13 protein-coding genes are annotated in these 12951 nt (G+C 64.7%); 3 read left to right on the forward strand and 10 right to left on the reverse strand.

Annotated elements, in window-relative coordinates; translation table 11 throughout:
• The 3 genes from CQ12_RS27630 to CQ12_RS27640 all read right to left on the reverse strand — a co-directional run.
• Positions 1 to 694 (reverse strand): sulfite exporter TauE/SafE family protein (locus CQ12_RS27630; RefSeq protein WP_057838454.1); only part of this gene is annotated, 694 nt, incomplete at its 3' end.
• A gap of 90 nt (positions 695 to 784) precedes the next feature.
• Positions 785 to 1261 (reverse strand): PaaI family thioesterase, encoded by a 477-nt coding sequence (locus tag CQ12_RS27635; protein ID WP_057838455.1) that lies wholly within the window; start codon positions 1259 to 1261, stop codon positions 785 to 787.
• A gap of 3 nt (positions 1262 to 1264) precedes the next feature.
• The gene (locus CQ12_RS27640; protein ID WP_057838456.1) at positions 1265 to 1690 is read right to left on the reverse strand and encodes an acyl-CoA thioesterase; all 426 of its coding nucleotides are present in this window, start codon (positions 1688 to 1690) and stop codon (positions 1265 to 1267) included.
• Positions 1691 to 1788: 98 nt separating this feature from the next.
• Here CQ12_RS27640 and CQ12_RS27645 point away from each other — a divergent pair, with 98 nt between their 5' ends.
• The gene (locus tag CQ12_RS27645) at positions 1789 to 2382 is read left to right on the forward strand and encodes a TetR/AcrR family transcriptional regulator (protein WP_083519507.1); all 594 of its coding nucleotides are present in this window, start codon (positions 1789 to 1791) and stop codon (positions 2380 to 2382) included.
• A 42-nt stretch (positions 2383 to 2424) separates the two neighbouring features.
• Here the strand turns inward: CQ12_RS27645 and CQ12_RS27650 are convergent, their stop codons facing one another.
• On the reverse strand, positions 2425 to 2913 hold the full coding sequence (locus tag CQ12_RS27650; RefSeq protein WP_057838457.1) for a hypothetical protein: 489 nt from the start codon (positions 2911 to 2913) through the stop codon (positions 2425 to 2427).
• A gap of 249 nt (positions 2914 to 3162) precedes the next feature.
• Between CQ12_RS27650 and CQ12_RS27655 the strand changes: the two genes are divergently transcribed.
• A complete protein-coding gene (locus CQ12_RS27655; protein WP_057838458.1) occupies positions 3163 to 4248 on the forward strand; it encodes an AbrB family transcriptional regulator in 1086 nt (361 codons plus the stop codon).
• A gap of 146 nt (positions 4249 to 4394) precedes the next feature.
• Here the strand turns inward: CQ12_RS27655 and CQ12_RS27660 are convergent, their stop codons facing one another.
• The 3 genes from CQ12_RS27660 to CQ12_RS27670 are packed head-to-tail and all read right to left on the reverse strand — an operon-like array spanning position 4395 to position 7299.
• Positions 4395 to 5210: an ABC transporter permease gene (locus CQ12_RS27660; RefSeq protein WP_430642282.1), complete on the reverse strand. Its 816-nt coding sequence runs from the start codon at positions 5208 to 5210 to the stop codon at positions 4395 to 4397.
• The gene (locus tag CQ12_RS27665; protein ID WP_057838459.1) at positions 5210 to 6124 is read right to left on the reverse strand and encodes an ABC transporter permease; all 915 of its coding nucleotides are present in this window, start codon (positions 6122 to 6124) and stop codon (positions 5210 to 5212) included. Before CQ12_RS27665 ends, CQ12_RS27660 begins: the two co-directional genes overlap by 1 nt.
• Complete coding sequence (locus tag CQ12_RS27670) at positions 6121 to 7299, reverse strand: ABC transporter ATP-binding protein (RefSeq protein WP_083519508.1); 1179 nt, start codon at positions 7297 to 7299, stop codon at positions 6121 to 6123. Before CQ12_RS27670 ends, CQ12_RS27665 begins: the two co-directional genes overlap by 4 nt.
• Before the next feature lie 146 nt (positions 7300 to 7445).
• Between CQ12_RS27670 and CQ12_RS27675 the strand changes: the two genes are divergently transcribed.
• Entirely contained in the window at positions 7446 to 8756 is a 1311-nt protein-coding gene (locus tag CQ12_RS27675; RefSeq protein ID WP_063799828.1) for a tetratricopeptide repeat protein, read from the forward strand.
• Positions 8757 to 8774: 18 nt separating this feature from the next.
• On the opposite strand, the gene CQ12_RS27680 is transcribed toward CQ12_RS27675, so the two are convergent.
• The 3 genes from CQ12_RS27680 to CQ12_RS27690 form a co-directional block, all read right to left on the reverse strand.
• Complete coding sequence (locus CQ12_RS27680) at positions 8775 to 9791, reverse strand: adenylate/guanylate cyclase domain-containing protein (protein ID WP_057838460.1); 1017 nt, start codon at positions 9789 to 9791, stop codon at positions 8775 to 8777.
• 14 nt (positions 9792 to 9805) lie between these two features.
• Positions 9806 to 11266 (reverse strand): glycerol-3-phosphate dehydrogenase, encoded by a 1461-nt coding sequence (locus CQ12_RS27685; RefSeq protein ID WP_057838461.1) that lies wholly within the window; start codon positions 11264 to 11266, stop codon positions 9806 to 9808.
• A 115-nt stretch (positions 11267 to 11381) separates the two neighbouring features.
• Positions 11382 to 12908: an ABC-F family ATP-binding cassette domain-containing protein gene (locus CQ12_RS27690; protein ID WP_057838462.1), complete on the reverse strand. Its 1527-nt coding sequence runs from the start codon at positions 12906 to 12908 to the stop codon at positions 11382 to 11384.
• Positions 12909 to 12951 lie beyond the last annotated feature (43 nt).

Here is a 12951-nt window from a genome sequence, read left to right on the forward strand (position 1 = left end):
GCTCGGCGAGGTGCCGCGCCGAACGCGTGCCGGCCAGGCCGCCGGCGATGCCGCCCGCCACGAACAGCCCCGCCAGCGCCCACGACACCAGGCCGGACCAGGCATAGCTCGCCGCCGTGGTGAGGCCGAACGCGGTGACCGCGACCAGCGAGGAGGACACGGCATTGAGGATCGGCATGCCGGTCGCCAGCATCAGGGCCGGCACGATCAGGAAGCCACCGCCGATGCCGAAGAATCCCGACACGCTCCCGGTCGTAAGGCCCAGGCCGACGATGGCTGATATGTTCGACATCGAGACCTTGACGTCAGGCAGGCCGATGCGCGAGCGCGCCTTCAGCATCAACAGCGCGATGACGATCATGACCAGCGCGAACAGCGCCAGCAGCCGCTGACCGTCCATCATCTTGCCGAGGATCGATCCGCCGAACGCGCCGACCACGCCGGCGGCGGCGAAGATCAGCGCGCAGGACCAGATCACGGTTCCGCCGCGCGCATGGTTGGAGAGGTTGACCGCTGCATTGGCGGCGACCGCAATCGCGCTGGTGCCGATCGCGACATGGGGCTCCGCCACGCCGACCACATAGACCATCAGCGGCACGGCCAGGATCGAGCCACCGCCCCCGACCAGGCCAAGCGAAAACCCGACCAGCATCCCCGACGCCAGTCCCATCACGCCCTGCGCGGTGGAGATGATCAAGTTGAAAGACTCTGTTGCACCCCGCGATCATAGAAGGATTTTTCACATCCTGCTATGCAATTAGCATAAATATGCACTGCAGCTGGGTCAGGCCGGTGCGAACGCCTTGTCCGTGGCGCCCCCCTCGCGGGACAGCAACGCCATCAGCATGCCGCTCATGGTCGCAATCAGCGTCTCGACCCCGTCATGCGCCGCATAGGCGCGGGCCTCGCATACGGTCAGCGTGCGGCCGGGCTTGACGACGGTGGCGCGGAAGGTGAACCGCTCGCCGCGCGCGGGCGCCAGCAGGTTGGTCTTGAATTCCACGGTGAGAATCCCCGCCCCCGCCGGCATCAGCGTGAAGGCGGCGATGCCGCAGGCATTGTCGAGCGCCGCCGTGATGATGCCGGCATGGATGAAGCCGTGCTGCTGGGTGAGTTCGTCCCGATAGTTCATGGCGAGATCGACCTCGCCCGGCTGCAGCCGGGCGATCGAAATGCCGAGCGTCTGCATCGCCCGCTGCTGGTTGAACGTATCGGTCGCGACCTCGCGATAGTCCGGATTCTTCGGCTGGAAGCGCGCCATGGGTCAGGCCATCGCCGGTTCGAGATGCCTTCTTGCGACGTCGCGGATCGCGGGCGCGAAGGCGGTCGACTTGCGCGCCTGCCGGTCCATGTGGACGCCGACGATTTCGCAGGTGGCGGCGATCTCGCCGGTTTCGGCGTTACGCATCTCGTGGACGAAGCGGATCGACTTGTCGCGGATTTCCAGAAGCCGGCTTTTGACCTCGAGGATGTCGCCGGCCAGCAGTTCACGCTTGTAGGCGATGGTCTGCTGGACGGCGGCCATGCCGCGGCCGGACGTACGCAGATAGGACGGCGTCAGGCCAAGCCGGGCGAACAGGTTCCAGTTGGCCTCGTCGAACTTGCCGACGTACCACATGATGTTCATGTGCCCGACATGATCGCATTGCCAGGGATAGACCGTGCCGCGATAGGTCGCGTCCGTCTCCATCGTTTGCTCCCGCTTTTGTCATCTTGATACGGTAGCGTATCAGGCTGTCGCCGGGTTAGCAATACGGCACCGTATCAAGAATCGGTGAGAGCGGACCCATGAGCGACGCCAAGGCAGACACCAGAGGCGACAGCCGAACCGGCGAGATACGGAGCGAACGCTGGATCGAGGCTGGCTTTGAGGAGATCGCCCGGACCGGCGTCGAAGGCGTGCGGGTCGAAGTGCTGGCCAAGAACCTCGGCGTCACCAAGGGCGGCTTCTACCGCCGCTTCCGCGACCGCGCGGCGCTGCTGGAAGGCATGCTGCAGCACTGGAGCGCGGGCCGCATTGCCGCGATCGAAAAACACACCAGCCTCGACGGCGCGACCGCCCGCGAGCGGCTCAAGGCGCTGATCGCGCGTTATTCCGAGCGCATCAATACCGAGGGCATGGCGGTCGAACTGGCGATCCGGCAATGGGCCCGCTCCGACGAGCTGGCCGCCGCAGCCGTCGCCAGCGTCGATGCCGCGCGCCTGAAAAATGTCGGGCAGCTCTATCGCGCCACCGGCTTGCCGCCAGAGGAAGCGGACGCGCAGGCGTTCCTGTTCTACTGCTTCGTGTTCGGCCAGAGCCTTTTGTTTCTCGAACGAGGCCAGCGCAAACGCGCGCAGCTGGTGGCGAAGTCGGCCGAAACATTGCTCCGCGAATTGTAGGCGCGGCCGAGACATCCGGCCGCGCCCGCGTCGATTACGTGCTCAGGCCGCGCCTTTCAGCTTCTTCGAGCATTCGCTGAAATAGCCGCCGCCCTTCTGGATCCACTTCAGCCCGCCATTGGCATTGGTCGCCTTGTTGGCGTTGTACTGATCCACGCACGTGTGCATGCGGGCTTTGCCGGCGGTCTCCTTGGAATATTTCGGATCGACCGCGCTCGGATAGACCGCGGGACCCGCCGGGGCCGCAGGCGCCGCAGCCTCCTTGGCTTCCTTCTTGGATTCCTTCTTGGCGGCTTCCTTTGGCGCAGCAACAGGTGCCGCTGCGGCCGCCGGAGCGGGCGCGGCATCGGCGCCGCACTGCGCCTTGCGGAAGTCGTTCCACTTCTGGTCGCCGAGCGTGCCGGCGGCTTTCGCAGCCTGATATTTGGCGCTGCATTCCTGCGCTGTCAGGGCATTCGCCTGCGTCGCCATCGCCAACGCAGCCAAACCCGACACTGCAATCGCACCCAGTATTTTTGCTTGAATAGTCATCCCTGGTCTCCTTGGGGATAGTCATCTGCGGGCGCCATCCTAGCGCAACCAAAGCTTGCGACAACGCATCGAGCGACCCCTGTGGTAAAAATTTCGTGGCGTCGACGATGCACCATCTGCGTTCGCATTCAGCCCGCGTTCAGCCAACGCGGCGGAAGGTTTGTGCAGGCATTGTGCAGGGCTCGTCCCTGCATTGCTGCAATCGCGTGACGCATTTGTCCGGCGCATGCGGATTTGTCATAAGGCGGCGTGAGCCTGATCCCCACCTCGATATCTTCCGCCGTCGCCGACCGCGCCAAAATCCTGGGCACGCTCGAGACACTCGTCATCGGCGCCGCCGGCGGCTTGCTGTTTCTGTGGCTCAATTTGCCGGGCGGGCTGATTTCCGGCGCGATGGCTGCCGTCGGCATCGCTGCGCTGGCGGGTCGACCGGTGACCATGCCGCCGATCCTGACCCAGACCGTGCTGGTGCTGCTCGGCATCACGCTGGGCTCGCTGGTGTCGCGGCAAATGATCCAGCACATGAGCGCCTACCCCCTGACCATCGGCCTGTTGGCGCTGGCGACGTTCTGCTCGACCTTCGGCTCCAGCTTCTATCTGCAGCGCTTCCACGGCTGGGATCAGACCTCGGCGCTGCTCGCCGGCAGCCCCGGCGCGCTGTCGCAAATCACCGTGCTGGCCGCCGAAAAGGGCGCCGACGTCGCGGCGATCGCGGTGGTGCAGACCATCCGGGTGATCATCCTGACGGCGGCGCTGCCGTTGCTGCTGGCGCTGACCGGCATCGCGCCCTCGGCGCCGGTAGAGGTGGCGAGCCTGATCGCCTCGCCGATCGAACTCGCGGTGCTGGTCGGCGCTGCCATCGTCGTCGCGCTCCTGCTTCGGCTCGCCAGCTTTCCGGCAAGCTGGATGTTCGGCGCGATGATCGCCTCGGCCGTGCTGCACGGCACCGGGATGATCGAGGGCGGCCTGCCGCCCTGGATGCGCAACATAGCGCTGGTCGGCATCGGCGCCGTGATCGGCACACGCTTTGCGCGGATCAGCAAGAAGACGCTCGTCAGCCACATCAATGCCGGGCTGGGCTCGTTCGCGGTTGCCATCGTCATTTCAGCCGTTTTCGTCACGGTGATCGTGCTGACCACCCATGTACGCTTTGCCGACGTCGTGGTGGCGTTTGCACCCGGCGCGATGGACGCCATGCTGGCGTTGGCGCTCACGCTGCATATCGATCCGATCTTCGTCGGCGCCCATCATCTGTCACGCTTCGTATTCGTCTCGATCACGACGCCGGGCATCGTGCATCTGTTCGGACGGCCGCAGGAGGATGTGGACGATTGAGCGGGCAGGCCTCATGAGTCAAAGCACCGCCTCTCAGATGTAGCCCCTACCCTCTCCACGTCATTGCGAGCGCAGCGAAGCAACCATTCCTCAACGCGGGGATAGATGGATTGCTTCGTCGCTTCGCTCCTCGCGATGACGCCAGACTACAGCGGCGCCGCGCTCTTGCCCTGCGTGCTCGACAGCTTTGAAGCCAGTGAGGCGATCACGATCACCACGGCGATCAGCGCGATCACCATGGTGCAAATAGCATTGATCTCGGGCTTCACGCCGAGCCGCACCTCGGAGTAGATCCGGATCGGCAGCGTCGCCGAGCCGGGGCCGGTCGTGAAACTCGCGATCACGACGTCGTCAAGCGACAGCGTGAAGGCCAGCATCCAGCCTGCCGCAATCGCGGGAACGATAAGCGGCAGCGTCACGCGAATAAATGCCTGCACCGGATTACAGCCGAGATCCATCGCGGCCTCTTCCAGGCTGCGGTCGAGCGAGGCAAGGCGCGACTGCACCACCACCGTGACGAAGCACATCGTCAGCGTGGTGTGGGCGATCGTCACCGTCCAGAAGCCGCGTTCGGCGTTGAGCGCCACGAAGAGCAGCAGCAGGGACAAGCCCGAGATCACCTCGGGCATCACCAGCGGCGCATAGAGCATGCCGGAAAACAGCGCCCTGCCCCTGAAGCGTTCGCCGCGCGCCAGGCCTACGGCTGCCAATGTGCCGAGCAGGGTTGCGATCGTTGCCGATACCGCGGCAACGCGCAGGCTCATCCAGGCGGCGTCCAGCATCGCGCGGTCGTTGAAGAACTCAAAGTACCAGCGCAGCGACCAGCCGCCCCACACCGTCACCAGCCGCGAGGCGTTGAACGAATAGATGACGAGAATGACGATTGGCAGGTACAGAAACGCCAGCCCAAGTACCAGCGAGGTGACGTTGAACGGCGACATCCTGTTGACCTGCCGCACCATCAATTCGCTCCTCCGAGCTGACGGCGCTGCATCCGGTCGTAGAGCACCAGCGGCGGCACCAGCAGCACCAGCAGCGCGATCGCCGCGGCGGCGGCGACCGGCCAATCCTTGTTGGTGAAGAACTCCAGCCACAGCGTCTGGCCGATCATCATCGAGCCGGAGCCGGCCAGAAGATCCGGAATCACGAACTCGCCGAGGATCGGGATGAAGCAGAGCAGCGCGCCGGCGCCGACGCCGGGCAACGACAGCGGGAACGTCACCAGCCAGAACGCCCGCCGCGGCGACGCGCCAAGATCGGCAGCCGCCTCGAGCAACGAGGCGTCCAGCTTGGACAGCGTCGCATAGAGCGGCAGGATCATGAACGGCAGATAGGAATAGACGATGCCGATATACATCGCTGTGTCGGTCGACAGCCACACCACCGGCGCGGAGACGACGTGCAATGCGAGCAGCACTTTGTTGAGCAGGCCGTCATGCTGCAGGATGTTGATCCAGGCATAGATGCGGATCAGAAACGAGGTCCAGAACGGCACGATCACCAGCATCATCGCGATCGGCTGCCAGCGCTGCGGCAACCGCGCCATGCCATAGGCAATGGGGTAGCCGATCACGAGCAGCATCAATGTCGAGATCACGGCGACCACGACGCTTCGCAGATAGGAGCTGAGGTAGAGACTGTCGGAAGCCAGCAGCCCGAAATTATCCAGCGACAACTGCGAGAAGGCCGCAGTGATTGCGGCCCATCCTTCGGCAAGATCGAACACCGGTAGGTAAGGCGGTTGCGCGATCGCCGTCTGCGACAGGCTGATCTTCAGCACGAAGCCGAACGGCACCAGGAAGAACAGCACCATCCAGAGATATGGCGCGATGGCGGCATAGCGCGCCGGCTGTGCAAAGATGCGGCGCGCGCTCATCGTTCCAGCACCAGGCAATCATCGGGCGAAAACCACGCCACCACGCGCTGGCCTGCGCTGCAGGCATCGGTATCGAGCCGGGTCGTGTTCGCCACCGACGAGCGCACCACAGCGCCGGTGTCGAGCTGGATCTTGTAGACGGTCGAGCCGCCGAGATAGCTGACATCGGTGACGACGCCTTCGAGCCGGTTGATCGCCTGCGAACCGGCCGCGTCCGGCGTCGAGCCCCGGCGCGACATCTTCACCTTCTCGGGGCGGATCGCGACCGAGACCTGCGACTTCGTGACGACCTGACGCGGCTCCACGACCACAATGTTTCCGCCGTCCCGGGTCGCAACGACGAGGCGAAAGTGTTCGTGCGAGGTGACGTCGCCGTCGAACAGATTGACGTCGCCGACGAACTCGGCGACCCAGCGCGAGGCAGGCGCCTCGTAGAGATCGCGCGGGGTCGCGACCTGTTCGAGCCGGCCGGCATTCATGACGCCGATCCGGCTTGCCATCGTCATCGCCTCTTCCTGGTCGTGGGTGACGACGATGAAGGTCATGCCGAGCCGACGCTGCAGTTCCATCAGTTCCTGCTGCGTGCTTTCGCGCAGCTTCTTGTCGAGCGCGGCCAGCGGCTCGTCGAGCAGGAGCACCCTGGGCCGCCGCGCCAACGAGCGCGCCAGCGCCACGCGCTGCTTCTGGCCGCCGGAGAGCTGATCGGGCTTGCGCTTCTCCATGCCCTCGAGCTTGACCAGCGCCACCATCTCGGCAACGCGGGTGTCGATGGCAGCGCGGGCCATCCCGGCGCGCTTCAGCCCGAACGCGATATTCTCCCGCACCGAAAGATGCGGAAACAGCGCGTAGTTCTGGAACATCATATTGACGGGCCGCTCATGCGGCAGCACCGGCGCGATATCGCTGCCACCGAGCAAAATGCGCCCCTCATCGGGCGTCTCGAAACCGGCGAGTATCCGAAGCAGCGTGGTCTTGCCGCAGCCGCTCGGACCCAACAGCGCGAAAAACTCGCCTGCCTTGATGTCGAGCGAGAGCCGGTCCACGGCGAGAAAGCTGCCGAATTTCTTGGAAACCGCCTCGATGCGCAGCAGCGGCGCGTCGGCGACCGCCACATCGGCGTGTTGCGCCGATACGTCGATATTCCGCGTGTCGATATCAGGCGATTCTTCAGTCATGTCACCTGCCTGGGCCCATCGTGGCCGCACGCTAGCGGCGGATCGGCATCCGCTCAACCGGCTGGAGACAAGCAGCCACAATATTGTGGATGCTGCAGCGCTCGTCTCTGCTAGGCTGCCCCACCCTCGGGCCCAAGGACAAGAAAATGAACCGGGACAGATATGACCTGCCGCTGACGACCACCTCGGACCGCGCGGCGGCGCATTACCGCGACGGCGTCGACTGCATGTTGTCGGCCTGGCATGGCGCCGAGGACGCTTTCGACAAGGCAATCGCGGAAGATCCCGGATTTGCGCTGGCGCATATCGGCCGTGCCCGGGTGCATCAACTCAACATGGAAGGCGGCAAGGCGCGCGCCATGGCAGCGCAGGCCCGGGAGCTTGCCACCGGCGCAACGCCGCGCGAAAGGAGCCATGTCGAGATCATCGCCGCTGTCATCGAGAGCAAGCCAAAAATCGCGGTCAGCGGCGCCGAATCCCATCTCGACGAATATCCCCGCGATGCGCAGGTGCTGTCGATGCTGCTTGGCGCCTTCGGTCTCTACGCCTTCTCGGGCCGCCCCGATCACGATGCCGCGAAACTTGCGATCTGCGAACGCCACGCACCGCATTATGGCGACGACTGGTGGTTCATGAGCTATCTCGGCTGGTCGCACACGGAAGCCGGAAATCTCTCCATCGGCCGGGTGCTCTCCGAACAGGCGATGGAATTGCGATCAGCCAACGCCAATGCCGCGCATGGTCTTTCGCATGCGATGTTCGAGCAGGGCGACATGGCAGCGGGCCGTCAGTTTCTGTCGCAATGGATGCCCGCGCATGATCGCCAGAGTTTTCTGCATGGCCATCTGGCCTGGCACGTCGCATTGACCTTGCTCGACGCCGACGATCTCGACGGCGCGCTTGCGATCTACGAACAGCATATCAAGCCGGCGGGCCGCCCCTACCCGCCGCTGAACATCTTCACCGATGGCGCCTCGCTGCTGTGGCGGCTTGCGCTGGCCGGCCAGACCGGGCTGGAGCCGCATTGGCGGGATGTCGCCGCTTACGGCGAAAAATACTTTCCGCAGGCCGGCGCGCATTTTGCCGACGTGCATTTCGCGCTGGCGACCGCGATGACCGGCGGCGATGCGCTCCAGACGCGACTGGCGCAACTCGAAGCGCGCGCCGCCGACGGCAAGCTGCTGCCCGGTCGCGCCGCCATCGAACTCTGCCGCGGCATCAGGGCATTTGCCGAAGGCGATCATGCTGAGGCGATCCGCCTGCTCGAGCCTGCCGTTGCCGAACTGACGCGGATCGGCGGTAGCCACGCCCAGCGCGAATTGTGGGAGGACACGCTGATCGTCGCCCATATTCGCGCGGGTCACAGCGACAAGGCCGCGGAAATCATCGCGGCCCGGCTCGACCGCAGGCCATCGGCGCGCGACGAGGCGTGGGCGCGCGCGGCGCAGCGACATTAGCCGCGGCCGCAGCTGCAGTCAGGTACGGCGCTCGACGGCAAACACCTCGATCGCGGCCGTCCGCCCGCGCAAGCGAACCTCCCCCAACGCTTCGACGGCGAACGCCGGCTTGAGCTTCATGTGACGCAGCAAATCGGCAGAGACCAGCAAATTCCGCCCCATCTCCTTGCAGTGCTCCTGCAGCCGCGCTGTCACGTTCACGGTATCGCCGAAATAGGCAAGTTGACGGCGTGAGCTGCCGCACTCGCTGATGACCACCTGACCGGCATGCAGGCCGGCGCGGAAGCTCGGCACCATGCCGAATTCCTGACGGTAGAAGTCCGCCTTTTCCGCGATGCTGTCCGCAATCGCGAAGAAGCAGTCGATGCAGCGCCCACCCGACATCTTGTCATCAAGCGGCCACGTCACGATGACCTCGTCGCCGACATAGGCGTGAACCTCGCCACCAAGCGCGACGATCGCGTCGTCGATGTCGTAGAAGAAGCGGGTGAGCAGGCTCTGCACGCGCAACTCCCCCATCTCCTCGGCCAGCGAGGTCGAGCCTGCAAGGTCGAGGAACATCAGCACGCGCGCTTCCCGCACCGGCGTCCGATATCGGCCAAGCGCCACGTTGAACAGCACGCGGCTGCCGACCAGCCGCGTCAGTTCATAGATCGACCCGATGAGCAGGGCACCAAAGAAGCTGATCGCAACGATCGTAGGAAATTTTTCGACCAGCCAGTGGGCCTCGATCCGATGCCCATAAAGCAGTGGTTCAAGGGTCAGGACGGTGACTGCAACGACGACGGCCATGGCCGCGGAACGCACCGCCAGATCCACCAGCAGCGGCCATCTGCTGATCCAGTCGCCCCGCCGCGAAGCAAAATAAAGATGGGTAGCCCAGCCGGCGAGTGCCACGCCCATGCCGTGGAAGCCGCTTCGCAGATAGTTCGCCACGGTCGCTTCCAGCGGATCGTCCAAGAAATAGCGAAAGGTCATCCCGAACAGCATGCCGAACCCGGCAATGACGACAGTCGGGATGATCGGACGATACATGGGCGATCCGTTCCTCACATCGCTGCCACCATGAACGCCGCCAGCGCGTCGCGATCGGACGGCGGCATGGTAAGGCCGAGTTTTGAGCGCCGCCACAGGATATCGTCCGGAAAACGCGCCCATTCCTTATTCATGAGATAGCGCACTTCCGCGGCCGTCAATTCCGGTCCGAAGGCCTGGCCGAGGTCACCGCGCTCTTTGGCATCGCCGAGGATCTCCCTGGCGTTCGTTCCGTAGGCGGCGACCAGCCGCCTCGCCTGCGCCTCGTCGAGAAACCGCCAGCGCTCGCGCACCTCATCAACTTCGTTGTCGAAGCGGTCCCAGGCAAAATCGCCGCCGGGCAGCGGCACCTGTGCGGTCCAGCGCGCCGACATCGGATAGAACGGCGTCAATTCCGAGACCGCCCGCTCGGCGCGCAGCCGCGAGGTGGTGACATCGCCGCCGAACACGGTCAACAGCGGCGCCTTGCCCCGCCCGTGGTCGAGCGTGATCGCGCCGTCGCGCCCGCTCGCGGCTGACAGCACCATGTTGGCGCCGGAAAGCGTGCGCACCACGTCGACTGTCTCGATCCGCTCGCGGAAATAGCGGTTCGCCGCATCGCAGAGATAGGCGACGTCGCCGGCCGCCATCGCGACGATGGCGGGGTCGCCCTTGAAGGCATGGCTGACGGTGCCGATCAGGGTGAAATCGCGCTCATAGGGACTGGCGAAGATCAGCCGCCCGTCGCTGTTCTGGAACACATAGATGTTGTCGCTGTCGAACAGGCGGCGGACGATGATCTGGCTCATCTGCATTGCTGTCGCCTTCCGCGTCGGCACGCGCAGCACCGTCTCGGCGACGGACGACGTCCAGGCGCCGGTGACGTTGGCGACCGCCCTGGCCGTGACCACCTGGCGGAAGCCGCGATCTTTCGTCACCAGCCGCCATTCCCTGCCGCGTTCGGCCCGGCTGCAGCGCGCGCCGGTGCGAATCACCGCGCCGCGCGCCGCGGCATCGACGGCGGTGAGAACCACCAGGCGCGAATCGTCCACGACGCAGTCGGAATATTCAAAGGCGGTGCCGAACGGCCGCTTCAGTGCGTTGCCGACCGGATGATGCGTGACGTCAACCGTCGCCGAGGCCGGCAGGCCGCTGCGCGAGGCCAGCCGGTCGTACACCAGCAGCCACGAGCGCAACTGCCAGTCCGGACGCTCGTCCGAGTGGGCGGGGATAGCAAAGCGCATCGGGCGCACCAGATGCGGCGCGATCCTGAGCCAGGTGTCGCGCTCGCCGAGCGCGGAACGGACGCGCAGGAAATGCCGGCGCTCCAGCCCCGCCAGATCGCCATGGATCAGCCGCGGCGAGGCCGAGGAGGCGCCCACTCCGAGATCGCCCTGCTCCAGCAGGATGACGCGCAAGCCACGGCCGACGGCGTCGCGCGCGATGCTGACGCCGTTCAACCCGCCGCCAATGATCGCGAGATCGTAGTCCGCCATACGCGAGCGCTACTGGAGAGAATCTGATTTCACTACACTAGGGCATGATGGCCAAAAGTGGATCTCGCTCCTGGAAATGAATCAAGTCCGGGCAAATACCGCACCAGCTGCTGCTTTACCCGGTTGCGCCGATCGAAGTGAAGAAGCGCTCCGGTCCTTCCAGTTCCACCAGCTTCTTTTTCTCGATCAGCCAGAAGCGGTTTCCCACCGCTCGCACGAAGTTGCGATCGTGTGAAACCAAGAGGCAGCTTGCCTCATGTTCCAGCAGTACGTCCTCCAGCGCCTCCTGCCCCTCGATGTCAAGGTGATTGGTGGGCTCGTCGAGCAGATAGAAGTTTGGCTGGGCAAGCCGTAGCAAAAGCATGCCGAGACGCGCCTTCTGTCCGCCGGAAAGCCGGCCGATCGGACGGCCCTGCATCGCAACGGACAGGCCGGCACCGGCGAGCAATGCACGCGCCCGCTGATCGCCGATCTCGAACCGGGTGACGATCGCCTCCATCGGCGTCTCCGCATCGGCAAGACCGGCAAGATCCTGTTCGCAATGGCCGAGAGCAAGCGACTGCGTGACCTTGATGCCAGTCTGCGTGGCTGCCGGATTTTCGATCGCCTGCCGCAGCATCGCCACGAGCCGGGTCTTCCCTGCCCCGTTCGGCCCCAAAAGCACAATCCGGTCGCCCTTGCAGATGAACTGCTTGCCGGTTCTGAACAGCAGCCTGCCGTCCGGGGCGACGACGGCGGCATCATCAAGCGCAATCAGAACCTTGGCATGCGTTCCGCGGTTGGCCAGCTTGATCGTCCCTGCGGATCGCTCCAGGTGGGCCGGCTTTGCTGCTTCTTCCAGCTTCTCGGCGCGCTGCTTCAATTGTTTGGTCTTTTGCAACAGAAGGTCGCTGCCGGAATTGATGCCGATATTGTTGAGCTTTGCCGCGTTCTGGCGAAGCTGCTGGGCCGCCTTCAGGTCGCGTTGGTAGCGCCGTTGATCCGATGCATCGACCTCGCTGAGCGCAGCGCGGGCCCGCGTATAGGGCAATGAAAATATTTGCGACTGGTCGGGCCGCAGGAATACCGTGCGGTTCGTGGTTGCGTCGAGAAAGGCCCGGTCATGGCTCGATATCACGACCGGCATATCGCGCGGCAACGCGTTCAGCCAATTTTCAAGCTGACCGATCCTCGCGAGGTCCAGGTGGTTGGTCGGCTCGTCGAGCAGCAGCACGTCGGCCTCGGTCACCACGACGCGGGCAAGCATGGCGAGCCGCTGCCAGCCGCCGCTCAGTTGCTTCAGCGGCCGCTGCCGCAACGCCTCGGGCACATCAAGCGATTCCAGGGCAACGTCAACCCTCCAACCGTCGCTTGTCCGTCGTTCAATGGGCAACACCTCGAGCACCGCCGTATAGAACGGCGTATCCATCAGCGCCGACGGCACGTCCTGCTCGACATAACCGATGGTCAGTCCTCGTGATCGCGTGATCTCGCCCTCGCCTGGCTCCATCAGGCCGGCAATGCAACGCAGCAACGTGGATTTGCCGCGTCCATTGGCGGCGACGAGCCCGATGCGGTCACCGGCATTGACGATGAGGTTCAGTCGAGAAAACAGCGGAGCGTTCAGCGTCACGCCGAGATTACGGATGGTGATAAGCGTCATGATCGTTCCCTGGTCTTGCCGGCGACCGCGATGTCCGGGACAT

Origin of the sequence: Bradyrhizobium jicamae (assembly GCF_001440395.1) — a bacterium.
GTDB lineage: Bacteria > Pseudomonadota > Alphaproteobacteria > Rhizobiales > Xanthobacteraceae > Bradyrhizobium > Bradyrhizobium jicamae.